The following is a 24,668-nucleotide window of genomic DNA, read 5'->3' as shown; positions in this document are numbered from 1 at the left end:
AAGCTGAATTGGTATGTAATTTGATTTCCAGCTAGAAATTTATTCGATATGGGCCTACGACTATTTTTCTTCTTAGTGATCAGCTTAAGTTTAAAAAGTCAAGCCATTCGGGTCGGTCCGGCCGAAGATCATAAAGACCAATTGCCCTGGGAGCATATTTATGCTGTTGACGCTCAGGATTTAAACCGCTCTTTTTCCGAACTGGCCCTGCGTAGCAGAATTGAACCACAAGTACTCCTGGAAGCCATAGGCGCTTATCAGCAGATTTATCAATTTGAGGTCAATGCGGATAGCTTGCCTGGGAAATTCGTATTTGCCGGAGTACGTTATCCCATCCTGTTTTTTATGCGCCACAGCTTTATTGTAGCGTGGGAAAAACAGGCGGATCAGTCTTATTTCTACCGTTTTTACAATCAGCATGCTGATTACGATAAGGGGAAATTCAATCCCGATCAAAAGGAAGCTAAACCTCTGGAAATTGGTTTAAGAGAATGGTCATATCTGCAGATGTTGGTGAATAATCTAAGCCTGAATAGTGCGCTGTACCATCCTTTGGCCTTTGCCTACAACTATGAGACGTATTTCTTAAGTCGGGAAGAATTGCAGCATTGGGGAATTGAGGAACTGAAAATGCATCGTGAAGATAGCTTGCTTAGAGCCGATAGTTTACAGGTGCGAATTCTGGAATATCCACTTAGTTTACCTGATATCAGAGTGTTTTGGGACTCCAATACTTTTCAGATCGAGGAATATCAAGTTTATCCACAGGTACTTTATTCTAATCCGCTTTATGAGGCGACTTATGACTCCATAGGGCGGATTAAGCATGGTAGACATTTGGGATTCCTTCGCAAAGACAGCGGTACTTATCATCGCTATTTTTCGGATAGTCTTAGGACTAGCCTAATTTTAGGTAAGCAGAACCGCATTTATTATTGGGATGCTGATCCTTTTGGTTCCAATCTTATCTATAGTTATGCATCCTCCATGGCGGCTAAGGACCTCAAGGACTTATTCTTAAAGAGTAATCCTCTTGAATTAAAGGCTTATTTAGATAGCGGAGCCCAAGCCATAGATACCTTAAGCCTGCATCAAAATGAAATCCGTGCTTTTTATACGAAGGGTGATCCCTGGCATCGGATATGGCGAACCAAGGGCAAATACCCAATAGCCTGGTTTTGGAAGTGTAAGCTTCCCTTAAAACCGAACTGTTTAAAAGTAGAGGAATAGGATTAATTTTAAACAGTCGATTATGAGAAAGAGTAAGTTTTCGCCAGAGAAGATTGCCAGGGTCTTGAAAGAGTTTGATCAAGGTAGAAGTGCACAGGAATTGAGCCGAGAGTACGGGGTTAGTACCGCAACGTTTTACAAATGGCGAGAGCGTTATGCTGGCATGAGTGGAAAGGAGTTAAAGCGTATAAAGGATCTTGAAGAGGAAAACAGGAAGCTTAAGCAGATGTACGCGAACCTGGCCCTAGATCATCAACTAGCTAAAGAGATTATTGAAAAAAAGCTTTAAAGCCCTGCCGTAAGAGAGAGATTGGTCAGGAAATATCTAGACGCTACGGTATTAGCAGGGCATGCCGTGTATTAAACCTCAGTAAAAGCGTGTATTACTATCAAGCCCAAGCAAAGGATGATCGTGAGCTGGAAGAAGCATTACTGACGAAAGCAAAAGAACATTCTGAGGAAGGCTTTTGGAACGCCTATCACCGCTTACGTAATGAAGGCAAGACTTGGAACCACAAACGACTACATCGTGTTTATGTGGCTTTAAAACTACCTTTAAGACGAAAGGTTAAGAAGCGATTACCCGCTCGGGTAAAAGAACCGTTAGTGGTGCCTGATAGGCCGAATCAGACCTGGAGTATGGACTTTGTACATGATGTACTAGAAAACAAGCGCAAGTTTCGTGCATTCACGGTAATTGATGACTACAATCGAGAAGCACTACATATCGAAGTAGATTTCTCACTTCCATCAAACAGAGTAGTATATGTGCTTAATCATTTAATCAATCGCAGGGGTAAACCCGATGTGATCCGAATGGACAATGGGCCCGAGTTCATTGCTGAGCTCACTAAATCATGGAGCGTCATTCATGAAATAGAATTTAGATATATCCAACCCGGCAAACCCACACAGAACGCTTTTATAGAGCGATTTAATGGAAGCTACCGCCGAGGAGTGCTGGACAAATATATTTTTGAAGATATCCATCAGGTAAGGGAGCAAACAGAAAAGTGGATGCATGACTATAACAACTTTAAACCTCATGATTCATTAGGAAATATACCGCCTAGGGTATACGCCAAACGCAACCACCCCGAGGGTACCCTCGGGGTGGTTGAAAACAATACTATCTTTGGAAAAGTCAATTAACTAATGGTTCGGATCAGGGGAAGCTTACAGAAGGAGCTCAGCCAAAGGGATTTTGTGCCCTATAAAGTTATGGGAAAAGACAGGGACTTTGTCGATCTGGTGGAGGATCACCTGGCTTATAGTCCTCAGTATTTGATGGTTGAAGTAGACCCCTTCCAGGGATTGATTTTTTATAAATCACCTAAAGATTCCCAGTACTATTTTTTAGGGCTTCACGAATTGCGAACTTTTTAACAATAGCAGGCAGAGTCAGCTATACAGCGTATATTAGAGCTTCTGATTTTTATTTCACAAAGCTTTTACCTGTCTTATGAGCCCACTTAAAAACGAAGTTCGAAATCTGTTTCGCCAGAACGATCAAGTTTTTGAATTTTTAAGTACCCAAGCCCTGGATGGTTTGGCCATCAGAGAAATAGGAGCTGAAGAAAGGTTTTGGGCTAATGAGGTTTTTTGGGCCCAACTGGGTTATAAAGCCAAAAAAATTAAGGCCAGTCTGAGTTTTTGGCGGAATTGTCTTCATCCTGAAGATCAGGATTTGGAACAAAAAACCTTCCGCTTGCATGCCGATAATCCCGAAAAACAAGCGTACAATGTTATCCTTCGTTTTTACCACCGCGAAGGGGGCTTGGTATGGATGCAGGTGAATGGGCAGATAATAAAAGAAGATAGGGGTCCTGCAAAAAGGATGCTTTTGTTTTTCAAGGAGATGAGTGCTCTGAAAAACCAGGAAGATTTTCTAAAGCGTTCTTCGGAAATAGCCCGTATCGGCTATTACGATTGGAATATTCGAAGTAAGGAGCTTCACTGGAGCAGGGTTACCAAGGAAATTCATGGGGTAGATCCCGATTTTAAACCGGATTTTCGACAAGCCTTAAAGTTCTATAAGGAAGGTCGTTCCCAACAGAAAATCACTGAAATCATCGACCGTGCTCAACATTTTGGTGAACCCTTCGATGAGGTCTTACAAATTGTGAATACCAGCGGTAATGATGTTTGGGTTCGGGTAATTGGCATTCCCGAAATCCATGAGGGCAGGGCTTTGAGGTTATACGGCATGTTTCAGGATATCGACTTAAGCATCCGCACTCAAAATGCCATTCGCTCCGAGCGGCAATTGTACCGTCAGGTATTACAAGGGGCAAATGTGGGCGCCTGGGATTGGGATATCGATTCGGATCGGATGACCTTAAACCGCAAAGCGGCGGAAATGCTGGGCTACGACCTGGAAGTAATGCGACGTGAAGGTCAGGTTTATTGGTTTGACTTAATTCATCCGGATGAGCAATCCAAAGTTCGCCGTGAACTGATGGAATATACCGTGGGTAAAACCCATGAATTTCAAACGGAATGTCGCCTGCGCAAGGCTAATGGACGCTACCGTTGGTTGCAAATATCTGGTAAGCTTTTTCAACCCGATTTGCATTTTGAACGCCCTCGAATAGTGGGGATTTGGACCGATATTCATCATGAAAAGGAAAGGCTATTAAGCTATAGCACCTTTATTCAGGAAGCTCCTCTGGCCATAGCGATGTTCGATCGAAATATGCGATATATCAATTGCTCGCATAAATGGCTCATTGATTATAAGTTGGAAGGTCAGGATATCATTGGCCGCAGTCATTATGATGTTTTTCCGGAAATTTCAGAAGAATGGAAGCAATTACATCTTAGCTGTTTGGCGGGTGAAACCTTAAACCGAGAAGAAGATTTATTTCGTCGTATGGATGGACATGCCCAATGGATTCGTTGGGAAATTCGACCCTGGTATGAAAGTAAAAATCAGGTAGGGGGAATTATTATGTATACGGAGGATATTTCAGACCGAAAGGAAGCGGAATCTAAACTGCGTAAAAGTCAAAAGTCCTTTGAGCAGAATTTTACGAATTCCGCGATAGGGATGGCTATTATTGGACCCAAAGGCGAGTGGCTGCAGGTAAATGATAAGATTTGCCAAATGCTGGGCTATGGTCCGGATGAACTTAAGGAGAAAACCTTTCAGGAGTTAACACATCCCGAGGATTTAGAAAAAGATTTACTCTTATTGGAAAAGCTTAACCGGGGTGAGATTGATAATTATCAGATTGAAAAGCGCTATATCCGCAAGGATGGTACAGTACTTTCTGCCCTTTTAGGAGCCACTGTGCTTCGAGATGAGCAAGGGGAGGTGGACCATTATATTTCACAAATTATTCCGATTCCATTGGATTAGATTTCGGCGAGATAACCCTTAATTAGTTTTGGCAAATCAATACCTAATCTCGGAATTGATTTAGCCTAATATATTAGTACTTTGATATTTCGATTAGATTAAAGCTCCTAATATGATCATGGGAATATTATGTTTTTTCCAACCATTTTATTTTGAGCTCCGTCTAAGGGACGAAGACAGCAAATGAAGAAGTGGAAATTAATAGGGCTCATTATCTTTTTACAGGCATGTTCTGCCGATAAAAGTTATGACCTTAAGGCACCGCAAAGTTTAATCTTTGCCGCCGATGTAAATCGTGAAGGAGGAAAATTAGACCGGCTCTTTTTTGAGGGTGGTCTGCTGCGCATTTCGCGTTTTCAGCTCGATGGCGATCGGGTGGAAGCCGAAGACTATTTCTTCCAAAATGGATATTCCCCGGCAATGGAAATTCCTTTGGATTCCTTGGCCTATCCCAGATTACAATTCGATTTACCCCAGGGAATTTACAATAGCATTCGATTGCAGTTTGAGATTCCTTCGGCCAATATCCCCACTTTAATAGTATTAGGTCGTTTTCAAGATTCTACTGGCCTTTGGGTACCCTTGCGATTGGAGGTTGATAGTTTTGAGCTATTTAGCCTTCTGGCATTGGATCAGTTTGGAGATCAGGAGATCGTTATAGAGGAAGGGAACTCTTATTATGGTTTATTACGCTTAAACCCTCAACATTGGTTTTCAGGAGTACGCACAGAGCAATTGGAAGCAGCCCAGCGGATTAGCATCGGCGGAGAAAGTACTTTATTGATTAACCGCTCGGTAAACAGTGAAATCTTTACTGAGGTTGATAATCGCCTTGATGAACTCAATGATCTAACTATCTACTGATGACCCTGGGCCAATTGCAAAATTTACCCGATAAAGATCTGATTGAAGGCTGTTTAAAGAACGACCGGCTCTATCAGGAGGCTTTATATCGAAAGTTTGCAGATACCATGTATCGGGTGGCCTGGACTTATGCTAAGGATGATGATGAAGCAGCGGATATTCTGCAAGATGGTTTTATCAATTGCTTTCGCCACCTGGATCGCTACAAATTCGAAGGTTCATTTGAGGGTTGGATTCGCAGGATCATAGTGAACAAAGCCCTGGAATATTACCGCTCTAAGCGCCGCAAGGAAGAGGTAAGCCGCGAATATTATGAAAAGCAAGAGCACAGTACCGATGATCTGCTTTCGGGCATTCAGGCGCGAGAATTAATCGGAATGGTTAATCACTTACCGGATAAGGCTGCCATGGTGCTTAAGCTCTATGCCATAGAAGGTTATGCTCACCGTGAGATTGCAGACTTAATGGGTATTAGTGAAGGAACTTCTAAATCACAATTAAATCGGGCGCGAGGCTTATTACGCGAGCGAATTCAAAAATTAAATGGCTAAGGATCCCAACATAGATCAAAAGATTCGCGATAGCTTCGAAGCAGCGGACCTAAAAGCCCCGGAGGGAATCTGGCAGGCGATGGATCGATCTATGTCGAGCGATGAAAGCCAGATGGATCAAAAAGTACGTGACTCCTTTGCAGAACAAGATTCCAGTGCCCCCGAATCTGTTTGGGAAGGCATTAATCGTCAATTAACCATTGATAAGGCCTGGAAGGGCATAGATTCTTATTTGAACCGCCAGCGCTTGTACCGGGTGCTTAGCCGGGTGGCAGCGGTGCTATTGCTCTTGTTTAGCATTGGATGGTGGTGGTCAAGTACGGTGGATTCTAAATCCATAGGGGATGAGTCCGCTCCCATTAATCATGAAGAGTTAAACCAGAATCCTGATCAGATTAATAATGTGACTGCCCCATCAGACGAAAGTCTAATACCTCTAGATAGGAGCCCAAAACAGCCTGCTGAAACGAAAGAAGCAGGTTTATATGCATTCCAAAATTCAAATGGAAATGGTCTCCATACTAATCAATCAATAGTGGCTAGTGCAGATGATGAGCAGATACTGCTGGCAGAGCAAAGCAGGGATGCAGAAGTATTGGAAGCCGAACTGGAACTTAGGGATTGGTTTGATTTGGGTCTGGAAAAACCATCCTTACTCTTAAAGCAAAGGGATTTCGAGCCCAAGCCTCTTTTTAGGACCCATCCCAAAAAGCGATTCAAGGCCTGGCAACTGGGTCTACGCTATAGCTGGCAACGTGATTATTTGAGCAATAGCCTGTATCGTGAGAGTTTGGACCCACGAAGTTTGGTGCGCAGTAATGCGGTATACAGCAATGCCATTAGCGCCGAATTATATTATCGCCTTAATCCGGATTGGTCTCTAAATCTGATGTGGCAGCAGTCCCGCGATTGGGTGTTTCATTACAATACCTACGAAGAAGGGCAGTATGTAGACCGTAAGTTGGAATTGAATTACCGTCGGATTGGCATTGGATTAAACCATCATTTCCGCTTTGGTCCACAGAGTAAATGGCCGGTATTAAGCTTAGGGGTGCAGCCCTATTATGGATTTTTGCATCAAGCTCAAGAAGCGGGCTTAAACCGCACTGAATCCTATGGAGATGCCTGGGGCATGGAGCTGAAAGTGGGTCAGGAATGGAAGAGCGGGGATTTGGTCTTGTATTATGGCTTGATGACAGATTTTAGCTTAAACAACTTGTATCGGGGAACGGATCGAATTCCAGCCGATTTTAACAAGACACTCTATCGTTCCTGGGGATTGTATATCGGCACGCGCTATGGCTTTTAAGGCCAGAGAATATGAGCCAGTGATAAGCCATTTTCGTCAAAACGTTTCCCCGACTTTTTAAAACCCAATTTTTGATAGAAATCAATCGGGGAGGGATAAGCACTGCCATCTGCCCTTAAATAATGAGGATGATCAACGGCCCAGCCATTGAGCAGCGGCTCCTCAAATTGTGCCTTTTGTAATAGTTTTCTTCCGAGCCCCATTCCCTGAATATCACGATCCAATAGCATGGCAAACCAGGGGAGCGAATCTCTTTGAAACACACAGAACCAGGCTTTTAATTGCCCTTCAGTATTCAATAAGAGCTTATGACGAGCTTGGTTTAGGGAAGCTAAATAGGATTCGAGTTCTGATTTATTTTGATAGGCAATTTGACGGGGATACTCCGAGTTCCATATCCGCATTAAATCCTCGATATAGGAATCTTCTAATACCGGAACTATGAATTCATCAAGTTCCAAAGGATTTAGTCTTTACCTAAAATGCGGGTCATTAGAAATTGACCGGGATTATTCCAAAGGGCCTTGCCTTCAGATACAATATTATCGGTGATTTCCACAGCCGAACCCCACATGCCATTGACCCCTTCTTGTCGATTACCAATATTACCATCCCAATCTTTGGAGGTTACTTCAACTTGCGGGCAATCGCCGTAGCAATCGCAGTGTTCATCAAAGGCGGTCACTTTAAATTCTCCTTCTAATACCGCACTTAAGTCATTGAGAACCATCATTCGGGCCGAAGCTTCTCCAAAATCCAAACCTCTAAAAACTACGCGAGCTTTAAAAGTTTCATAGGCATCGCTTTGTACGCAAAAATGGTACTCTGCGGCTTGGGCTTTTAATTGATACCCCAGGCTGGTAGCCAAGAAAAGCAGGAAGAGCGATTTGATTTTCATATAAGCATTGGTCGAAAGGGACCCTAAAGGTCAGAAAAAAAATAAAGTCTTGTGCTTTTCAATAGGAAGTACATTGAAATACAAAATTGTAAGATTTAGATACAGAAGTGAACAAATTCCTAAGTATTTGGTCATTAGGGAGATAAAATTCAATGATGATGGAATCCGATTAGAGGTTCTTGTCGTAGATAAATCAAAGCCGCCTATGAAATTCCTGTCCCCTCTTATCTTTTTGCTGCTTGTCTGCACGGCTAGCATTGCACAGAATTCTGATTTGGAAGTTCAAGTCAGTTATTTCTCAAGTTCATCGGCTTTAAGCATAGAAGATGTCCAGGCGTTTCCCAAAGATTCCTTTCATATTCCTGAGCATGGCAAAACGGAGCAAGGCTTTAGCAACAAGCATTATTGGTTGAAATTAAATATTGCGAACCCTCAGTCCGATGAATTTGAGGGTTTTATGGAGTTAGGGCGACCGGTTACGGATTATATCGAGGTGTATCAATCTAATGATCCAAAAGCCATTTGGCGCGGCGGAGATCGTATTCCTTTCGAGGAGCGAAGTAAGGCCCATCGCTTAAATGTATTTCCATTGGAATTGAGTGCAGAATCCAATCAATCCTATTTGATTCACTATAAAAGCGATGGAGAGACCTTAGACCTGCAGCCAAAGATTTATAGCGAGGAAGCCTTTTATAAACGGCAATACAGCGAACAATTATTTCTGGGGCTTTTTTATGGAATGCTTTTCCTAAGTGCGGTGATTTACCTCTTCTTTTATACCGGTTTAAGGGAGAAGGCCTTTCTGCATTATGGTCTTTATGTGATTAGCATTGCCATGTTGCAAGGTTCCTTGGATGGTTTCAGTTACCAATATTTGTTTTCCTCCGGATCGAAGTTCGGTAGCCAGATTATCCTCTTAAGTGGAGTGCTTACCAATTTCTTCCTCTTGCGCTACTCTGCCAGTTTTTTGAAAGTGAAGGAATTACTTCCCCCCATCTACAATCTCTTCCGCTTCTTTTATTGGGCAATTCCCCTGGTTGGCGTTCTGATCTACCTAAGTGATACCACCCTGTATTGGAGCTATTACTTAAGCAATATCAATGGTTTGCTGAGTTTGATCTTAATATTGATTACGGTTGTCTACTTGCATTTTAGAGTACAGCGGGTAGATCCCTTTTTCTTAACTGGGATTTTCTTTTTAGTGATGGGATTATTGGCCTTTGTACTCAATAATCTAAGTATGCTGCCCAATAATTTCTGGATTCAGAATAGCGCCAAATTCGGAATTGCATTGGAAGTGGTTTTCCTGTCCTTGTCCATGACTAATCTTATTGGGAAGCTTCGCGAAGAAAAAGAGCGTTCACAAGAAGAGGCCTTACAGAAGTCGGAAGATATATCGGCCATGAAGACCTATTTCATGTCTAATATTTCCCATGAGTTGCGCACTCCCATTAATGCCATTTTAGGCATCGCTACTGAGCAATTGGAAAGGGAATTAGGAGCGGAAGAGATGGAGAATTACCGCATTGTGCGTAGTGCTTCTTTCAATCTCTTGAGCAATGTGAATGATATTCTGGACTTTGAACAGATTGAGAAGGGACAATTGGAATTGGATCAAAGTTCGGTTTTTGACCCCCTGCAGGTTTTTACAGATGTAACAGATTCCTGGGGCTTTGAGGCGCGTAAAAAAGGCTTGTCATTCGATTGTGTAATGGTAGATGAACTCCCCGAAAAATTACAAGGTGATGAAAAACGCTTCCGCCAAATCCTCAATAACCTGATCAGCAATGCGGTAAAGTTCACCGCTCAAGGTTCAGTGCGCCTTACGGTGCATTGCACTGATCAAGGGGAGCATTGCCGGATTCGAATGAATCTCAGCGATACTGGTATCGGAATGTCGCAAGCCGAATTAAGTCAAATATTTGAAAGCTTTAATCAGATGAAACTCAACAACAAACGTCGCTATGGAGGCCTGGGTCTCGGTTTAACCATTGTACAGCACCTTGTAAAATTGTTTGGAGCCAAAATAGAAGTGGATAGTGAACCCGGCATGGGAACTAATGTGAAATTAGATTTGCGTCTGGCCCATGTTAAGGAAGCAGAAAAGCCAATGAGTCAGGAAGCAATGGAGATGGACTTCGACATTTCGAGCTTCGACCTTAGGGCTTATCAAGGTGAAATTCCGGATAGCACCAAAATTCGGGTTTTAGTGGCGGAGGATAATGTGATGAATCAGATGATTCTGAAGCGCTTATTAGCAACTATCCCAAATTTGGAATTGGAAATAGCCAATGATGGCTTGCTCGCTTTACAGCAGATGTCGGATAAAGCCTTTGACATCATCTTAATGGATTTGCAGATGCCTAATATGGATGGCTATGAGGCCACCGCGGCCATCCGCTCCGGCGCATTAGGTGAGGCCTATCAGAAAATTCCCATTATTGCCGTTACCGCCGATGCTACTATGTCGACCCAAAAACGGGCCTTGCAAACCGGTATGGATTCTTTCATGACCAAGCCCGTTCGGAAGGAGCAATTGGTGCAGAAAATTCATGAGCTGACGGGAAAAATGCGGGTTGCCAGTTAATAAAAAAGGCCATAGAGGCCCGGCTTTAAATACTTGAACATAATTGAAAATTGAGTTTTTTGGTCGATGCACCTTGCTTCGATCCGAATTCCTTATAGCTCTGCAAAGATGAAAGTGGCTGACCGCAAGAGCCTTAGCGCTATTTCCCTTTTCCTTGTCAATTTTTCCTTTCCCTTACGACTATAGGAGGAAGAAATTTGAAATATGATTTATCGCGGGAATACAGATGAGTACTTGTCTATTGGAACCTTAAGCGGGGAAGATTTAGGTGCTCTCTTAGATCCAGTACCCAGTGCCCTCTTAGTTTTGTGGTTTACTAAGGATCAGAATCACCTGAGGATCGATGGCCAGAATTATTGCTTCAATCGCAATGAGCTAATCTGCCTCACCGAATTTCATCAAATAGAGGAAATAGACATTCAAGAGGCGCGGTTGATAAAATTCAATCGATCCTTCTATTGTATAGTTGATCATGATAGTGAGGTGAGTTGCAAGGGCCTGCTGTTTTTCGGCTCCAAGCAATTGCCGCGCATGGATTTACCGGCCGAAGAGATTGAGATATTCGAAACGGTGTATCGCATGTTCACTCTGGAGTTTATTAAAACCGATCACCTTCAAGGTGAGATGCTACAAATGATGCTCAAGCGTTTTTTAATCTTGAGTGTCCGCTTGTATAAAAAGCAATGCAAAATGGAGGCAGAAGGGGCGCAATTGGATTTAATTCGGGAATACAATTTCCTTGTAGAGCAACATTATCGCGAAAAACACAGTGTAGCTGATTATGCAGAAATGCTCAATCGCTCTCCCAAAACCTTATCCAATCAGTTTAAAAAACTATCTGATCAAAGTCCTTTAGAATACATACAGAATCGGCGCATGTTGGAAGCCCGCCGCTTATTAATTCGGGGCGACTTAAGTGTTAAGGAGGTGGCTTTCGAATTAGGTTTTGAAGATGTACAAAGCTTTAGTCGCTTCTTTAAAAGGGAGGAAGGTCTAAGTCCGGCAGCCTTTATCCGGCTAAAGGGAAAAAAGGTTAACTCTTGAGGTAAAATGGCCTAGAATGGGCTCTTCAAGCAGTTGAATCTTTGCAGTGTTCAAATTGATTAATCTAAAAACACGAATAAGATGAACACTTTTGATGTACCCGAACGCCATGAAGTAGCCGATGCGAATCAGCAAATCTTTGATAACCTGAAATCCAAATTAGGCTTTGTACCGAATCTCTACGCCAGCATGGCGCATTCTGATACTGGCTTGGCTAATTACCTGCAATTTCAAGGGGCTAAAACTTCTTTCAGCAATAAGGAGAAAGAGGTGATTAACCTGGTGGTAAGTGAATACAATCAGTGTAAATATTGCCAGGCAGCGCATACTGCCATTGGCAAGATGAATGGTTTTAGCGATGAGCAAATCCTGGATATCCGCAGTGCCCAAATAAGCTGGGATAGCAAATTAGCTGCCCTGGCCCGTTTAAGCCTGGCTATTGTAGCCTCTAAGGGAAAAAGTGTGGATCGCGAATTGAGCGCTTTTTACGAAGCGGGTTACGACCGTGGAAGTTTAGTGGATTTGGTATTGGCTGTGGCGGATAAGATCGTAATGAACTACCTGCATAATATTATTCAGATTCCAGTGGACTTTCCCACTGCCCCTGAATTAGAAGAAGCCTTGTCTTAAGCGAAGCCTTAGGTTTTTTGGTTGGTGGCCGCCCTTCTGCAAAGAGGGGCGGTTTTTTATTTCCTACTCAGCTTATCAGCAAAGACCAAAAAGAGGTCTAGAAACTTACTTTGTTTGGAACGGTAAGGCTCATCTACGATGAAACCATCGGGATCTATAACCTTATCCATATTGCCAACCGTAAGCATTTGCGGATGCGGAAAACCATGACAGGTAAGAATGTTCTGCTGTAATTGATAGGCAGCGCGAATACCTCCCATACTGCCGGTAGAGCCGGTGGCTACGCCAATGGGCTTATGCATAAAGGGATCCTTGGCGAAAACATCAATAAAATTCTTCAAGCCAGAGCTAATGGCGCCATTGTATTCCGGACTCAAGAAAATGAAGGCATCGGTGGCCATTAAAGTTTCGTTGAGCTCTGTTAATTCTGCTGGAGCAGTTTCCAATCTACTCAAACGCTCTTCGAAAGGGGGCAGATTGATTGCGGCCAGATCGATCAGATTTACTTCTTGGCCTCGCTGTTCTAAATCCTGTTGAAGGGCAAGTGCAATGCGATGACTGATTCTTCCGGTACGGGTGCTGCTCGAAACGATGCTGATATTCATTCAAATAGAGGATTAGCGCAATTGACGCCGAAGTTAAAAGGAATCCACGCAATTACCATGGGCTGAAATGGGATTGGCGGAAGCTCATTAGAAATGGGAAGGGAGCATTCGATTTGAGAATTTAGTATTTTCAAGCCATGGAAATCTTTATTCGCAAATCCAGGGTTTATCGACATCTTGTATTGGCAGGCCTATGGTATGCCATTATTATCTATAAAGTAGCCAGTGGTATTCCGCTCGGTCCACCCGATGCCCTTTTCTTATTGGCTGGCATGAGCTTTTCTTTTCTCTTTTATGTGGAATGGAAAAGACCCTATGTCGTAATCAAAGACGGAGTTTTTAGTCAGGGATTGTTCATGAAGAGCAGCATTAAGCTGGATGAAATTCACGAATGGCAAAACCGTTCGGGCATTCTATACCTGGCGGGAGCTAAGCATAAAGTAAAGGTCTTGCCCAGTCGGATTAGTCAGTCAGACATGGAACAGATTTACGAAGTTCTGAAAGGCGATAAGTCGGAAGAAGAAGCGGAGTTTCGCAAGGACCATAATTTATGAAAGCGCTAGTAGCTGTTTTTCTTTTAATGGCCTTGGTGGCGGATCAAAAGGATTGGAAATCTTCTGAGCTCAAAGGTTTGTATATACATGAGGATGGAGAACCCGGTCGTATAGTCGAAAATTCGGATGGTTCTGAAAGTCACATCATGCCTATTGTTTTTTCGAGACGGGTTTTGGACTTGAAGTCATGGGGCCGCTTTGAAGAACGCAATGAAGGCTTTACAGAAACCATGTATGTGCAAAGAGGAAGGTGGAAATTGAAAGGAGATTCCATTTACCTGCGTTTTATCCCAAAGGCTCGAAGGAGGAGCGCTATTATGTGGAAGAGAATGGCAATCTCATTCACAGCAATGGAGCTTATCGCTATAGGCGCCAGCGAGAAGACTAGCTAGTACTATTTCAACTAACTATTTAGTTGAATGACGGAAATGCCTATCTTGCCGCAATGAAAATCCCATACCTCTTAGTATTCATTTTCTTGATTCAAAGTCCTGGATTGTGGGCTCAAGAAGGGCAGGAGTCTTTAAAGCCAATTGAAGAGGCTTTAGCGAGCTATCAATATCAAAAGGCATTTTCGCTTTTAAATGCCCTGCCGGTAGAAGACCAAAAATCAGAAGCTTATTATGCCTTAGCCAGCTCTACCTATCGGGCTTTGGGCTATAGCAATGAAGCGCGTTCCATTTATCAAGCCTGGACCGATTTAGATTCAACTTCCTTAGAAGCTTGGCTGCAATGGGCCCAAATGGAAAACCAGGTCCAGGAATATGATGAGGCTTTTCGGATCTATTCGAAGCTCCTCAGTTTAGACAGCACGAATGCGTATTTCCATAAACTGATGGGGCAGTTGCAGCTTAAAAGGGAGAATCCGGTGGGTGCTTTAGGATCTTTTATCGATGCCGCTCAATTGAATCCTAAGGATAGCTGGATCCAAGCGCAATTGATCAATCTATATCTGGAATTTCAATTTTATGCGCAGGCTGATTCTTTATTGGAGCTCAATCTTCAATCTGAGCCGGATTCGAAATTACTGCGTCAATTAGCCTTGCGATCGGCCTTTATCCAAAAGCAATATCCGGAGGTTTTAATGGAGAGTGCGGCTCTTTTTCAGCTGGATGCAGATTCGACTTACAGTCTGATGCGTATGCAAGGCATTGCGGCCTATCATAACGGAAACTATGCTTTAGCAGATAGCTCCTTGCAGCGGGCGGTACAATTAACTCAGGATCCCGAGACCTTGTATTTTTATCTAGCGCTCAGCAAGTTTGCCCAGGATGCCAATGCAGCGGGAGAAGCTTATTTAAGGGCGGCCATCAAAGCGGGAATTTCCAAAGCGATTCCGGTCTATGAACTCAATTTAGCCCTGTATCTCGATGAGGAAAAGCGTTATACCGAAGCCATTCCTTTGTATAAATCGGTTTACGAGGCCAATGAATCGCCCTTAATGCTGTATTATCTGGCTCGAGCTTATGATGAGCAATACAAGAGTAAAACGACCGCTCTTTCTTATTACGAGCAATTCCTGGAAAAAGGTCAGGAGGAACCTTTCCAATATTTGGCCTACAGCCGGGAGCGTATATCTGAAATAAAAAAGGTGCAGCATTTCCAAGCGGAATAATGCTACACCTTTATAGTAAGAATTGGGGGAATTCTAGGCTTCCTCCGATTTGTCGATAGTATTTACAGGCTCATTTTTCTTACCGCCCATAAACTTGCGAATACCGGCGAATAGGGCCACCGCACCTACGGCGATAATCTTCCAGAATTTAGCCAAGAGTACAAAGAGTCCGGCTTTAGCTAGGACCTTTCCGGCAATTAAGCCGCCAATACCATAGGCCGCAACCTTGTCCATATCCGGATTAAAATCGCTGTAACGATTTCCCTCATTAAAGTTAACGGCCGGTAAGATTTCGGGCATTTCGGATTTAATTTGATCCAACATCTGCAAGTCGCTGATGAAGTTCAATTCCAAATAACCACGGCGACCTAAAATTCGCACATTGTAGTTTAAGGTATGGGCACTGTCATGATCGAAAGAGAGTTCCTTGGCCCAGTGTAATTTCTTGTTTTCAGAATCGTAATAGGGAGCAGCGGCCCAGCCAATTACTTCAATACTGGGATAACCTTGTTGAATACGAATAGAATTGGACTCTTGAGCATCCTCTTGCATGGTTTCCATCAATTCATCATAATCCAGGTCTTCCGCATCCTCATCATCTACATATCCTTCTTCGCTATAGCTGATGATAATGGCATAGGTGCTATCATCCAATACACTGGTGTTTTTAGGAATCATCATACCCAAAACACTTTGATCCGGAGGATTGCCCCAAACATCAGTGAGTACTTGCATTGACTGGCTTTTACCCAAGTACATAAAATTGGCCGGCACATTTAAGGTCGCCAGATCATCGCCCAATTGAATACTTCCCAATTCGAAGTTCAGGGCATTATCCAGGCTATCCTTGAATTTGAAATAAGCATTGATCTCATCAATAAACTGTAGGCTGATGCTGTCGAGAGCCGTGCTGTCTACCGCTGTGCTAAGGGAGTCACTGGCTTTTAAATTGCTTGCAGCCAATAGCAGAAGGCTCAGGCCGATTAAGGTTTTTCTCATGTTGGTCAATTTTGCCTGCAATAATAAACAAGTTTGCTTTTACGAATTCCGGTTCAGGGGAATATAGGTCCTCATACTTCCTCTATAGAAATGTAAAGTCCTTTGGGAGCTTTATAGAAAGGGCGCGCTTTTCAGCTTGATAGAGAGGGTCTTAGTGTCAATGATCACCAAAATCGATTTAAGCTTTTAATAATATCACAGGCTAGAACCAATATGGATATTATGAAAAACGCATTTCAAATTGTTATTATCGGTGGAGGAACGGCAGGCATTATGACCGCGGCTCAACTCTTAAAAGCCAATTCAAAATTGGATATCGCGATTGTTGATCCCTCAGATATGCACTACTATCAACCTGCATGGACTTTAGTGGGAGCGGGTGATTTTAAATTGTCCAAAACTGCCCGAAGCATGGCCTCAGTTATGCCCAAGGGGGTGAAATGGATAAAAGATAAGGCTACCGCCATTCATGCAGCGGAGAATAAAGTAGATACCGCCGAGAATGGCAGTTTGACTTACGATTTTCTCGTGGTGGCTCCAGGCTTGGTTATGGCTCCGGAGCTCATCCCCGGTTTAAAGGAATCATTAGGCAAGGGCGTGGTTTGCAGTAATTATACTGATCCCGAGCATACCTGGGAGGTACTGCGCAGTTTTAAAGGGGGCAATGCAATCTTTACACAGCCCACCACGCCCATTAAATGTGGAGGGGCTCCGCAGAAAATTGCTTATCTCGCTGCCGATTATCTGCGAAAGAAAAACCTCCTTGATAAAAGTGAAATCATATTTGCTACCCCCGGTTCGGTGATCTTTGGGGTGCCGGAAATCCGTCGCACCTTAATGCATGTGATCGATCGTTACGGAATTCACTTTAAACCCTTTTATGCCCCTGAGTCTATTGATCACGAAAATCGGGTGATCACCTTTAAGAGCGTTCATCCCGAAGAAAATCAATGTGTGGTGAATGAGGGCAATGATATTGGCGAAGAGATGCATGGAGATATGACCATTAAAATGCCTTACGATATGCTGCATATTGCACCGCCCCAACAGGCACCACGATTTGTTCGCGAATCGGATTTAGTAAACGTGGCCGGATGGTTGGATGTAGATATTAATTCCCTTCAGCATAAGAAGTATTCGAATGTATTCGGTTTAGGAGATGTGGCAGCATTGCCCACCGCTAAAACCGGCGCGGCTATCCGTAAACAAGTACCGGTGGTAGTGGGAAATTTACTTTCATTGATCAATAATAAAGCGGCTAGCGACAGTAGTTATAAGGGCTATTCCTCTTGCCCTTTGGTGACCGGTTACGGAAAAATGACTTTGGCCGAATTCGACTATGAAGGCAATTTTACGCCCGATCCTAAATTGAAGCAAATGCTGATAAAAGACTCATCAAGAGAACATTGGCGCTTGTATATGTTAAAGAAATACGGCCTGCCATATTTGTATTGGAACAAGATGTTAAAGGGGCAAAAGGTCTAAATCTCTTATCAGCAGCCCTTATAACTTTATAAGGGCTGCCATTTGAGTGACGGATGTTACTCCAGCAATTTGAGCAATCGCGCACCTTTGTCGCATGGAAATTTTAGGATTCGTATTAGCCATTGTAATGGGATTTACCCTGGGCCTTTTAGGAGGCGGAGGATCAATACTAACAGTACCCATATTGGTATATGTTTTAGGTATTGAGCCTGTGCTTGCTACTGCTTACTCCTTATTTGTAGTAGGTTCAACTTCGGTTTTAGGGGGAATCCGCAAGAGCATGGAATCCCTGGTGGACTGGAAAACCGGATTAATATTCGCCGCTCCTTCTTTATTGGCGGTTTTCTTAACCCGTCGTTTTTTGGTACCCGCCATTCCTGAAGAACTGTTCACAGTTGGAGATTTCCATTTCACTAAGCAAATCGCCATTATGGTCTTTTTTGCGATAGTGATGTTGCTCGCGGCCTATTCCATGATTAAAGGTCGCAAGGAAAATGAAGAAGCTGAAAAGAAGCATTTAAATATTGTGTTGGTAGTCCTGGAAGGGACAATTGTAGGAGTTGTCACTGGCCTCGTTGGGGCTGGTGGAGGATTTCTGATAGTGCCCGCCCTCGTGTTGTTGGTAGGTTTGCGAATGAAAGTAGCGGTGGGCACTTCACTTGTTATTATTGCTATAAAGAGCCTGATTGGCTTCCTCGGAGATCTGGGCTCTGGCCAGGAAATCGATTGGAATTTCTTACTCTTCTTTACAGGATTCTCCTTAATTGGGATGTTCCTGGGGATTTACGCCACTAAATTTGTGAAACCCACCGCCCTGAAAAAGGGATTCGGATGGTTTGTACTTTTAATGGGAATCTTCATCCTCCTTAAAGAAACTATACTCTAAAATCTAAAATCTAAAATCTAACGTCTATCGTCTATCGTCTAAACTCTAAATTCAACAAACAATGAACATAGATCAAATATATACTGGCTGTTTAGCCCACGGTGCTTACTACATTGAAAGTAATGGAGAAGCAGTAATCATTGACCCCCTGCGTGAGGTACAACCTTATATCGATCGCGCTGAGCAGGATGGTGCAAAAATCAAGTACATCCTCGAAACTCACTTCCATGCCGACTTTGTGAGTGGTCACCTTACCCTGGCCGAAAAAACCGGAGCCACCATCGTTTACGGTCCAACCGCTAAACCAAGCTTCGATGCGCATGTAGCCGAGGATGGTGAAATCTTAAAGGTGGGTGATTTGAGTATTAAAGTGCTGCACACTCCTGGCCATACCATGGAGAGTACTACCTATTTGCTGAAAGACGCCAATGGAAAAGATCACTCTATCTACTCTGGTGATACTTTATTCCTGGGTGATGTGGGTCGTCCTGACTTGGCTCAAAAAGCCGCTAATCTTACTCAAGAAGAATTAGCTGGTTTACTTTTCGATAGCCTGCGTGAGAAAATCATGCCTTTGGCCGATGAGGTAATTGTATATCCTGGTCATGGTGCGGGATCTGCCTGCGGTAAGAATATGATGAAGGAAACCGTGGATACTCTCGGTAACCAGAAGAAGGTGAATTATGCCTTGCGCGCGGATATGACTCGCGAGGAGTTCATTAAAGAAGTAACCGATGGATTATTACCTCCCCCTGCATATTTCCCAGCCAATGTGAAAATGAACAAGGAAGGATACAGCAGCATCGATGAGGTTTTACACATGGGAACCCGTGCTTTAAGTCCCGCCGAATTTGAAGTAGCGGCTGAGGAAAGTGAAGCGATTGTATTGGATGTTCGTCATCAAAATGACTTCGTACAAGGCCATATTCCTTCTTCTATCTTTATTGGTATCGATGACAATTTCGCTCCCTGGGTAGGATCGGTAATCGCTGATGTAAATCAGAAGTTATTATTGGTATGCCCCGAAGGTCGCGAAGAAGAAACCGTAACTCGTTTAGCTCGGGTAGGATTTGATAAAGTTTTGGGATACCTAAAAGGTGGCATCGAAGCCTGGAAGGCCGCGGGCAAGGAAATCGATCAAATTGAATCCATTCCTGCTACTGAAGCGCATCATCGCTTAGAGCAAGAGAAATTACCTGTGGTGGATGTACGTAAGTATTCTGAATACGAAGCGGAGCATGTAGAAAATGCCTTGAACATTCCCCTGGATTTCATCAATTCCAAGATGGCCGAATTCCCTAAGGATGAAACCTTCTATGTACACTGTGCAGGTGGCTATCGTTCGGTAATTGCCTCTTCCATTTTAAAATCTCGTGGATACCATAATATCATCGATATCAAAGGTGGATTCCATGCAATCAAAAATGCAGGATTCATTGTTACGGACTATGTTTGTCCATCGACTTTGAAATAATGCAAGCAGAATTCTGGAATCAGAAATATCAGGAAAGCGATTATCACTATGGTTTAAAGCCGAATCGATTTCTTCAACTCTTATTAGAAAGTCGTCCTCCGGGGCGACTTTTGTTTCCTGCCGAAGGGGAGGGACGTAATGCGGTTTATGCGGCTAAATTAGGTTGGCAGGTTTATGCCTTCGATCAATCGGAAAGAGGTCGAGCCAAAGCTTTAGAGCTCGCTGAAGAACAGGGAGTAGAATTGCACTATGAAATTTGCGATGCCCGCGAATTTAAAAGTGAGCTACGCTTTGATGTGATTGCTTTGATCTATGCCCATTTTCCAGCAGAATTTAGAAAGGAACTACACCAACATTATGCAGACTTGCTAAAACCCGGCGGAGAAATTTGGTTAGAAGCCTTTGCACCGGGGCAGTTAGAATTCCAATCAGGAGGACCTAAGAACCCGGAAATGCTCTACAGTACAGAAATGCTGGAAGCTGACTTTTCGGAATTGCAAATCCGCCAGAGCGAGATAAAACGCTATAAATTAGACGAGGGGCCCGGACATCAGGGATTGGGAGAAGTAGTGCGGTTTAAAGCCTATAAAGTGGTCAAAGACTAGAGTCTATTTTCAAGATTCGCATGTTTGGTTTCCATGCTTTTAAGAAAATCCTCGCGATTGAAATTTTCTGTGAAGCCTGATTGCTCCCCTTTCTTAAGCGCATCGATCAGAGCGACCTTATGGGCTTCTTTCCGCTCGAAAACCCTTAAAGCGGCTCTAACTACCTCACTGGCCGAATTATACCTTCCGGATTGAATTTGCTTTTCAATGAAGGATTGGAGATTATCACCTAATGCAATGGCAATGGGTTTTGACATACTTAAAGCTAGCAATTGTTGGTATCTAAACAATGCTTTAGGGTTATAAGGTTAAAATTTGTTCATAGAAATTTTATCAAGCCATAAAAGACACCATCTCCAAGGCTTTCTCGCCCAAAGCCAGATTGCCACTAATTTCAATCTGATCACTGAGGTCTTTGGCTCTCCGACTTTTGGAAAAGAGTTTCCAGGCGGCGTAGGAGTCAATACGGACTTCGGTTGCTATGGAAAGATCTGGGTTTGATTCTATTCTGAGCCATTTTTCGCCACTGTATTGAACCAGCCATTCGCCGGAAACTTCCCCCACTATTTTCATTTTTAAAACACAACCTTTCTCCATAGGAGTATCTCTTAAGGTATGGGCCAAGGCATACATACAGACTTCCAGGAAGGGGAGATAGTATTCATCGGTCATAAGGCCTTGCCTTCCCGTTGCATCTCTAATTTGCTGCTGGTGCAAGAACTTTTCGGTGTACTCACGAGCCAGATGCATCCAATTGCTGCTTTCCTCTTCGCCGGCCCATGCCACGGAGAATTGCGCCTTGGCATGGGGGTCCAGGCTGGCGTAATAGTCATTAAAAGGTTTGCCCGTAAATTTTAATAGATCGATTAAGAGGGCAGGACTCACTCTTTTCATGGCTTGTACCCATTCAGCATTAAGTCCGTTCAGGAAGTCGAGGAGGTCCTGATAAGAGTTGATTTCCGGCTTTAAGCCCATATAGCCATCTCGCAACATGGAAAGGTTTCGAATATTCCCATCCAATAGATGACCTACCACATCTTTAACAGTCCAAAGCTTGGCTACAGTCTGTTTATGCCATTCTTCCGGCTCCAGGCTTTCGAGTAAATCGATCAGCTTTATATCCAGCTCCTGAAACTTGTCGATCAGTAGCAACATGATCCTTAGGTATTAATAATGAAAATTAAAGATGCGTCAAATAAATAGCTGGGTCGTTTAGAACTTCATTAAGCTTTCTTTAATGATTGCGACGACAATTTCATTGTTCTTATTCCGTACCTATTGTCACTTAGTGCCTGGTCTCAAATTATTAGGGTTTCTCATTTTTCCTTAATTCCCTTTACATTTGTGGAGAACATGATTATTCGCTGGTTTTTTATCCCCTTCATTCTCACTCTGCTATTGCTTCCCTTTGGAGCTTATAGCCTGGACCTCGATTCTTTAAAAACAGCTCGACAAAATGTACTGCCTGGTTCGCAGGAAGAGCTGCTTATCGTAAAGGATATGATGCGCTATTATATGCATCAGGAGCAGAATGACTCGGCCATCTATTATGGATTGGAAGCGGAGAATTTAGCGCGAGAATTAAATGATCCTGAAAAGCTGGCTGATATCTATACCTATTTAGGGATTATGTATCAGTATCGGGGACGTTATCAAAAAGCCAATGATTATGGATTTAAGGCGCTCTCCATTAAAGATTCTCTGCAATTAGGGCCCATCTCAATGGCCGAATCGCATGGGAATTTAGCCGTTTCCTTTCAGGAGCTAGAGCAGTTCGACAAGGCTATTGAACACTCTTTATTGGCCCTCGACTATTTTAAGGAGGGTGGGGATAGCAATCGGGCAGCCATGCGCTTTTACCAGATCGGCGGATTGCTATATGAATTTGGTTTATACGATTCAGCCAAGGTGTATTACGATCTGGCTTTGGAATGGTATACCGCTTTGGGACGCGAATCTTATATCGCTATTTATCCCACCTATGTTGGCCTGATCTATCTAAAGCAGAATAAATTACGGGCAGCAGAGGCAGAATTCCTAAAATCCCTGAACTCTTATCCGCCGGATGGCCGGCAACGCTTTAAGGTATTCATTTATGTAAATCTGGCGGTGGTTAATTTGGTGATGGGCGCTGAGCGCGATAGCGTAGGCCGGAAAGAATTGTACAAAGCCATTGAATATGCGAAGCAAAGCTATAGCTTGGCGGAGGAGCTGGATTTTCTGCATCAGATGCGTAAGGCTAATGAAGTTTTCTACAAGGCCTATGATGCTTTGGGAGAATCAGAGCAGGCCATTAAGTACGCAAAGGCTTTTATCGACCTCAATGATTCGCTCTACAATATTGAGCAGCAAAAGGTGATTACCGAATTGCAAACCAAATACGAAAGTGGTAAGCAGGAAGCTCAAATTGAGTTTTTAAGTCAGACCAATCAGCAGCAGGAGGAACTGGCTCAAACTCAGGAATTGATCATCTATATTCTGTCTGGCGCCGGTTTATTGATCATTGCCTTTGGATTAAATAGCTATCGTCTCTATCGCCAAAAGAATAAGTCTTTGCTGGAGCTGGAAAAGTCGAATGCGGTGATCAGTCAGCAAAATGAAGAGCGCGAAATCTTATTAAAGGAAATTCACCATCGGGTGAAGAACAATCTACAGGTAATTAGCAGTCTCTTGGATTTACAGTCTTCCGCGATTTCCGATCCCAAGGCTTTAATTGCGGTAGAGGATGGACAATCGCGGGTAAAGGCCATGGCTTTAATTCACCAAAAGCTCTATCAGAATGAAGATTTGAGCTTGATTGATATCAAGGACTTTATCCTCAAGCTCATTGAGCAAAATGGAGCCATGCAGGATAAGCAGGCCCAGTGCGAATACGATTTACCGGAAGGGCAATTGATGATGGATATTGATACGGCGGTTCCATTGGGATTGATCCTGAATGAATTGGTGACCAATGCTTATAAGTATGGTCAGGATGCCGAAGGAAAGCTTCAGCTAATTATTCGTTTAATGCCTCGGGATGATCATTATTATTTAGAATTTTGTGATCGAGGAAAAGGCCTACCCGAAGGAATGGACTGGGAGAAAAGTCGCAGCCTGGGCTTACGCTTAATTAAGCGTTTAAGTCGGCAATTGTACGGCAAGGTGGAATATGAATACCGCTCCGGGGCTTGTTTCAAAATTGAGTTTAAGAATACCGACCAAAGGAGAGAAATTGCCTGATGAGCACTTTGAAGATTCAAATTGTGGAAGATGAGATCGTGATTGCAGACAGCATTTACGATACCTTGGAAGAATTAGGCTACCAACCTCTGGAACCGGTAATTAACTATACCGAGGCCCTGGCTCAAGCGCGTGATGAATCGCCGGATTTGGCTTTATTGGATGTGCAATTAGCCGGTAAAAAGGATGGTATTGATCTGGCTCAGGTCTATCGCGAGGAATTTAATTTCCCCTTTATCTTTCTCACTTCCAATGCAGAGTCGGAAACATTGCGCAGGGCCAAGCCTTTAAAACCGGCGGCCTATCTCATTAAACCCTTTGGCAAGAAGGATCTGTTCGCGGCGATTGAAATGGCTTTAGATGCTCCCCAGGAGGAGGGCGAAAGTGAGGAGCAGCAATCTTCCGATCCCGATGTATTCTTTGTGAAGGATAAGAACTTCTATCAGAAACTCCGCTATTCGGATTTACTCTATATCAAGAGCGACCATGTTTATCTGGAGCTTTATTTAGTGAATGGATTGCGTCATGTAATTCGCAAGAGCTTGAGCGAGTTTGAATCGACCTTACCCTCTCAATTTCAGCGGGTACATCGCTCTTATATCGTGAACATCGATTTTATGCAAGGCATTAATTCCCATTGCATTAAGGTGGAAGGCGATGAAATTCCGATTGGACAGTCTTACCGGGATGAGCTCTTTAAAAAGTTCGCCATCGACTAAGGTTCATGGGCTTCTGAACAGAAATCTAGG

The 24,668-nt window shown here is 43.3% G+C and carries 24 protein-coding genes and 1 pseudogene; 19 read left to right on the top strand and 6 right to left on the bottom strand.

Annotation, left to right across the window (positions count from 1 at the left end; translation table 11 throughout):
• The first annotated feature begins 48 nt into the window (after positions 1-48).
• The 7 genes and pseudogenes from ACO05P_RS06180 (at position 49) to ACO05P_RS06150 (ending at position 7,315) form a co-directional block, all read left to right on the top strand.
• Positions 49-1,230, top strand: coding sequence for a hypothetical protein (locus ACO05P_RS06180; RefSeq protein WP_421754141.1), 1,182 nt, complete (start codon positions 49-51; stop codon positions 1,228-1,230).
• Between the two features lie 22 nt (positions 1,231-1,252).
• A pseudogene (locus ACO05P_RS06175) lies at positions 1,253-2,316 on the top strand (IS3 family transposase); the annotation flags it as partial.
• 69 nt (positions 2,317-2,385) lie between these two features.
• On the top strand, positions 2,386-2,616 hold the full coding sequence (locus tag ACO05P_RS06170; protein ID WP_421754139.1) for a hypothetical protein: 231 nt from the start codon (positions 2,386-2,388) through the stop codon (positions 2,614-2,616).
• A gap of 76 nt (positions 2,617-2,692) precedes the next feature.
• The gene (locus ACO05P_RS06165; RefSeq protein ID WP_421754138.1) at positions 2,693-4,591 is read left to right on the top strand and encodes a PAS domain S-box protein; all 1,899 of its coding nucleotides are present in this window, start codon (positions 2,693-2,695) and stop codon (positions 4,589-4,591) included.
• Positions 4,592-4,774: 183 nt separating this feature from the next.
• Positions 4,775-5,455 carry a hypothetical protein gene (locus tag ACO05P_RS06160; RefSeq protein ID WP_421754136.1) on the top strand — a complete coding sequence of 227 codons (681 nt, stop codon included), beginning with the start codon at positions 4,775-4,777 and terminating at the stop codon, positions 5,453-5,455.
• Positions 5,455-6,006: an RNA polymerase sigma factor gene (locus ACO05P_RS06155; RefSeq protein ID WP_421754135.1), complete on the top strand. Its 552-nt coding sequence runs from the start codon at positions 5,455-5,457 to the stop codon at positions 6,004-6,006. The genes ACO05P_RS06160 and ACO05P_RS06155 overlap by 1 nt, the downstream gene beginning before the upstream one ends.
• A complete protein-coding gene (locus ACO05P_RS06150) occupies positions 5,999-7,315 on the top strand; it encodes a hypothetical protein (protein ID WP_421754133.1) in 1,317 nt (438 codons plus the stop codon). The genes ACO05P_RS06155 and ACO05P_RS06150 overlap by 8 nt, the downstream gene beginning before the upstream one ends.
• Here ACO05P_RS06150 and ACO05P_RS06145 read toward each other — a convergent pair.
• Positions 7,312-7,776 carry a GNAT family N-acetyltransferase gene (locus ACO05P_RS06145; RefSeq protein WP_421754131.1) on the bottom strand — a complete coding sequence of 155 codons (465 nt, stop codon included), beginning with the start codon at positions 7,774-7,776 and terminating at the stop codon, positions 7,312-7,314. The genes ACO05P_RS06150 and ACO05P_RS06145 overlap by 4 nt on opposite strands.
• Before the next feature lie 5 nt (positions 7,777-7,781).
• Positions 7,782-8,213 (bottom strand): hypothetical protein, encoded by a 432-nt coding sequence (locus tag ACO05P_RS06140; protein ID WP_421754129.1) that lies wholly within the window; start codon positions 8,211-8,213, stop codon positions 7,782-7,784.
• Between the two features lie 205 nt (positions 8,214-8,418).
• Here ACO05P_RS06140 and ACO05P_RS06135 point away from each other — a divergent pair, with 205 nt between their 5' ends.
• The 3 genes from ACO05P_RS06135 (at position 8,419) to ACO05P_RS06125 (ending at position 12,474) form a co-directional block, all read left to right on the top strand.
• On the top strand, positions 8,419-10,800 hold the full coding sequence (locus tag ACO05P_RS06135) for a 7TM diverse intracellular signaling domain-containing protein (RefSeq protein ID WP_421754128.1): 2,382 nt from the start codon (positions 8,419-8,421) through the stop codon (positions 10,798-10,800).
• A 204-nt stretch (positions 10,801-11,004) separates the two neighbouring features.
• Positions 11,005-11,844, top strand: a complete 840-nt coding sequence (locus ACO05P_RS06130) for a helix-turn-helix domain-containing protein (protein WP_421754127.1) — start codon at positions 11,005-11,007, stop codon at positions 11,842-11,844.
• A gap of 81 nt (positions 11,845-11,925) precedes the next feature.
• Positions 11,926-12,474 (top strand): carboxymuconolactone decarboxylase family protein, encoded by a 549-nt coding sequence (locus tag ACO05P_RS06125; RefSeq protein WP_421754125.1) that lies wholly within the window; start codon positions 11,926-11,928, stop codon positions 12,472-12,474.
• Between the two features lie 56 nt (positions 12,475-12,530).
• On the opposite strand, the gene ACO05P_RS06120 is transcribed toward ACO05P_RS06125, so the two are convergent.
• On the bottom strand, positions 12,531-13,079 hold the full coding sequence (locus ACO05P_RS06120; RefSeq protein ID WP_421754124.1) for an NADPH-dependent FMN reductase: 549 nt from the start codon (positions 13,077-13,079) through the stop codon (positions 12,531-12,533).
• Between the two features lie 137 nt (positions 13,080-13,216).
• On the opposite strand from ACO05P_RS06120, the gene ACO05P_RS06115 reads away from it, so the two are divergent.
• Genes ACO05P_RS06115 through ACO05P_RS06105 form a run of 3 tightly spaced genes read left to right on the top strand, consistent with a single transcriptional unit; the run spans position 13,217 to position 15,248 of the window.
• Positions 13,217-13,633 (top strand): hypothetical protein, encoded by a 417-nt coding sequence (locus ACO05P_RS06115; RefSeq protein ID WP_421754123.1) that lies wholly within the window; start codon positions 13,217-13,219, stop codon positions 13,631-13,633.
• A complete protein-coding gene (locus ACO05P_RS06110; protein ID WP_421754122.1) occupies positions 13,630-14,025 on the top strand; it encodes a hypothetical protein in 396 nt (131 codons plus the stop codon). Before ACO05P_RS06115 ends, ACO05P_RS06110 begins: the two co-directional genes overlap by 4 nt.
• 53 nt (positions 14,026-14,078) lie before the next feature.
• The gene (locus tag ACO05P_RS06105) at positions 14,079-15,248 is read left to right on the top strand and encodes a tetratricopeptide repeat protein (protein WP_421754120.1); all 1,170 of its coding nucleotides are present in this window, start codon (positions 14,079-14,081) and stop codon (positions 15,246-15,248) included.
• Positions 15,249-15,281: 33 nt separating this feature from the next.
• Here the strand turns inward: ACO05P_RS06105 and ACO05P_RS06100 are convergent, their stop codons facing one another.
• Positions 15,282-16,247, bottom strand: coding sequence for a DUF2167 domain-containing protein (locus ACO05P_RS06100; protein WP_421754119.1), 966 nt, complete (start codon positions 16,245-16,247; stop codon positions 15,282-15,284).
• 222 nt (positions 16,248-16,469) lie between these two features.
• On the opposite strand from ACO05P_RS06100, the gene ACO05P_RS06095 reads away from it, so the two are divergent.
• The 4 genes from ACO05P_RS06095 to ACO05P_RS06080 all read left to right on the top strand — a co-directional run bounded on the left by ACO05P_RS06095 (position 16,470) and on the right by ACO05P_RS06080 (position 20,697).
• Complete coding sequence (locus tag ACO05P_RS06095) at positions 16,470-17,732, top strand: FAD/NAD(P)-binding oxidoreductase (RefSeq protein ID WP_421754118.1); 1,263 nt, start codon at positions 16,470-16,472, stop codon at positions 17,730-17,732.
• A gap of 94 nt (positions 17,733-17,826) precedes the next feature.
• Positions 17,827-18,618: a sulfite exporter TauE/SafE family protein gene (locus ACO05P_RS06090; protein ID WP_421754116.1), complete on the top strand. Its 792-nt coding sequence runs from the start codon at positions 17,827-17,829 to the stop codon at positions 18,616-18,618.
• A gap of 61 nt (positions 18,619-18,679) precedes the next feature.
• The gene (locus tag ACO05P_RS06085) at positions 18,680-20,092 is read left to right on the top strand and encodes an MBL fold metallo-hydrolase (RefSeq protein WP_421754114.1); all 1,413 of its coding nucleotides are present in this window, start codon (positions 18,680-18,682) and stop codon (positions 20,090-20,092) included.
• Positions 20,092-20,697: an SAM-dependent methyltransferase gene (locus tag ACO05P_RS06080; RefSeq protein WP_421754113.1), complete on the top strand. Its 606-nt coding sequence runs from the start codon at positions 20,092-20,094 to the stop codon at positions 20,695-20,697. Before ACO05P_RS06085 ends, ACO05P_RS06080 begins: the two co-directional genes overlap by 1 nt.
• On the opposite strand, the gene ACO05P_RS06075 is transcribed toward ACO05P_RS06080, so the two are convergent.
• Together ACO05P_RS06075 and ACO05P_RS06070 are read right to left on the bottom strand one after the other, a co-directional pair.
• Positions 20,694-20,954 carry a type II toxin-antitoxin system ParD family antitoxin gene (locus ACO05P_RS06075; protein WP_421754112.1) on the bottom strand — a complete coding sequence of 87 codons (261 nt, stop codon included), beginning with the start codon at positions 20,952-20,954 and terminating at the stop codon, positions 20,694-20,696. The two genes, ACO05P_RS06080 and ACO05P_RS06075, sit on opposite strands and share 4 nt — an antisense overlap.
• A 76-nt stretch (positions 20,955-21,030) precedes the next feature.
• Positions 21,031-21,852 carry a maleylpyruvate isomerase N-terminal domain-containing protein gene (locus ACO05P_RS06070; RefSeq protein WP_421754110.1) on the bottom strand — a complete coding sequence of 274 codons (822 nt, stop codon included), beginning with the start codon at positions 21,850-21,852 and terminating at the stop codon, positions 21,031-21,033.
• Positions 21,853-22,050: 198 nt separating this feature from the next.
• On the opposite strand from ACO05P_RS06070, the gene ACO05P_RS06065 reads away from it, so the two are divergent.
• Both ACO05P_RS06065 and ACO05P_RS06060 read left to right on the top strand, forming a co-directional pair.
• On the top strand, positions 22,051-23,919 hold the full coding sequence (locus ACO05P_RS06065; protein WP_421754888.1) for a histidine kinase dimerization/phosphoacceptor domain -containing protein: 1,869 nt from the start codon (positions 22,051-22,053) through the stop codon (positions 23,917-23,919).
• On the top strand, positions 23,919-24,638 hold the full coding sequence (locus ACO05P_RS06060) for a response regulator (RefSeq protein ID WP_421754108.1): 720 nt from the start codon (positions 23,919-23,921) through the stop codon (positions 24,636-24,638). Before ACO05P_RS06065 ends, ACO05P_RS06060 begins: the two co-directional genes overlap by 1 nt.
• The last annotated feature ends 30 nt before the right edge of the window (positions 24,639-24,668 follow it).

The organism is Croceimicrobium sp., assembly GCF_965228705.1.
Lineage (GTDB): Bacteria > Bacteroidota > Bacteroidia > Flavobacteriales > Schleiferiaceae > Croceimicrobium.
Note: the sequence above shows the minus strand (reverse complement) of the source record. Positions and strands in the feature narration are given on the sequence as shown.

Coding starts and splice junctions, on each gene's coding strand:
- ACO05P_RS06125 (WP_421754125.1), top strand. CDS start 11,926: ATGAACACTTTTGATGTACCCGAACGCCATGAAGTAGCCGATGCGAAT.
- ACO05P_RS06065 (WP_421754888.1), top strand. CDS start 22,051: ATGATTATTCGCTGGTTTTTTATCCCCTTCATTCTCACTCTGCTATTG.
- ACO05P_RS06120 (WP_421754124.1), bottom strand. CDS start 13,079: ATGAATATCAGCATCGTTTCGAGCAGCACCCGTACCGGAAGAATCAGT.
- ACO05P_RS06085 (WP_421754114.1), top strand. CDS start 18,680: ATGAACATAGATCAAATATATACTGGCTGTTTAGCCCACGGTGCTTAC.
- ACO05P_RS06170 (WP_421754139.1), top strand. CDS start 2,386: ATGGTTCGGATCAGGGGAAGCTTACAGAAGGAGCTCAGCCAAAGGGAT.
- ACO05P_RS06140 (WP_421754129.1), bottom strand. CDS start 8,213: ATGAAAATCAAATCGCTCTTCCTGCTTTTCTTGGCTACCAGCCTGGGG.
- ACO05P_RS06130 (WP_421754127.1), top strand. CDS start 11,005: ATGATTTATCGCGGGAATACAGATGAGTACTTGTCTATTGGAACCTTA.
- ACO05P_RS06165 (WP_421754138.1), top strand. CDS start 2,693: ATGAGCCCACTTAAAAACGAAGTTCGAAATCTGTTTCGCCAGAACGAT.
- ACO05P_RS06160 (WP_421754136.1), top strand. CDS start 4,775: ATGAAGAAGTGGAAATTAATAGGGCTCATTATCTTTTTACAGGCATGT.
- ACO05P_RS06135 (WP_421754128.1), top strand. CDS start 8,419: ATGAAATTCCTGTCCCCTCTTATCTTTTTGCTGCTTGTCTGCACGGCT.
- ACO05P_RS06155 (WP_421754135.1), top strand. CDS start 5,455: ATGACCCTGGGCCAATTGCAAAATTTACCCGATAAAGATCTGATTGAA.
- ACO05P_RS06180 (WP_421754141.1), top strand. CDS start 49: ATGGGCCTACGACTATTTTTCTTCTTAGTGATCAGCTTAAGTTTAAAA.
- ACO05P_RS06090 (WP_421754116.1), top strand. CDS start 17,827: ATGGAAATTTTAGGATTCGTATTAGCCATTGTAATGGGATTTACCCTG.
- ACO05P_RS06100 (WP_421754119.1), bottom strand. CDS start 16,247: ATGAGAAAAACCTTAATCGGCCTGAGCCTTCTGCTATTGGCTGCAAGC.
- ACO05P_RS06150 (WP_421754133.1), top strand. CDS start 5,999: ATGGCTAAGGATCCCAACATAGATCAAAAGATTCGCGATAGCTTCGAA.
- ACO05P_RS06080 (WP_421754113.1), top strand. CDS start 20,092: ATGCAAGCAGAATTCTGGAATCAGAAATATCAGGAAAGCGATTATCAC.
- ACO05P_RS06075 (WP_421754112.1), bottom strand. CDS start 20,954: ATGTCAAAACCCATTGCCATTGCATTAGGTGATAATCTCCAATCCTTC.
- ACO05P_RS06110 (WP_421754122.1), top strand. CDS start 13,630: ATGAAAGCGCTAGTAGCTGTTTTTCTTTTAATGGCCTTGGTGGCGGAT.
- ACO05P_RS06105 (WP_421754120.1), top strand. CDS start 14,079: ATGAAAATCCCATACCTCTTAGTATTCATTTTCTTGATTCAAAGTCCT.
- ACO05P_RS06070 (WP_421754110.1), bottom strand. CDS start 21,852: ATGTTGCTACTGATCGACAAGTTTCAGGAGCTGGATATAAAGCTGATC.
- ACO05P_RS06115 (WP_421754123.1), top strand. CDS start 13,217: ATGGAAATCTTTATTCGCAAATCCAGGGTTTATCGACATCTTGTATTG.
- ACO05P_RS06095 (WP_421754118.1), top strand. CDS start 16,470: ATGAAAAACGCATTTCAAATTGTTATTATCGGTGGAGGAACGGCAGGC.
- ACO05P_RS06060 (WP_421754108.1), top strand. CDS start 23,919: ATGAGCACTTTGAAGATTCAAATTGTGGAAGATGAGATCGTGATTGCA.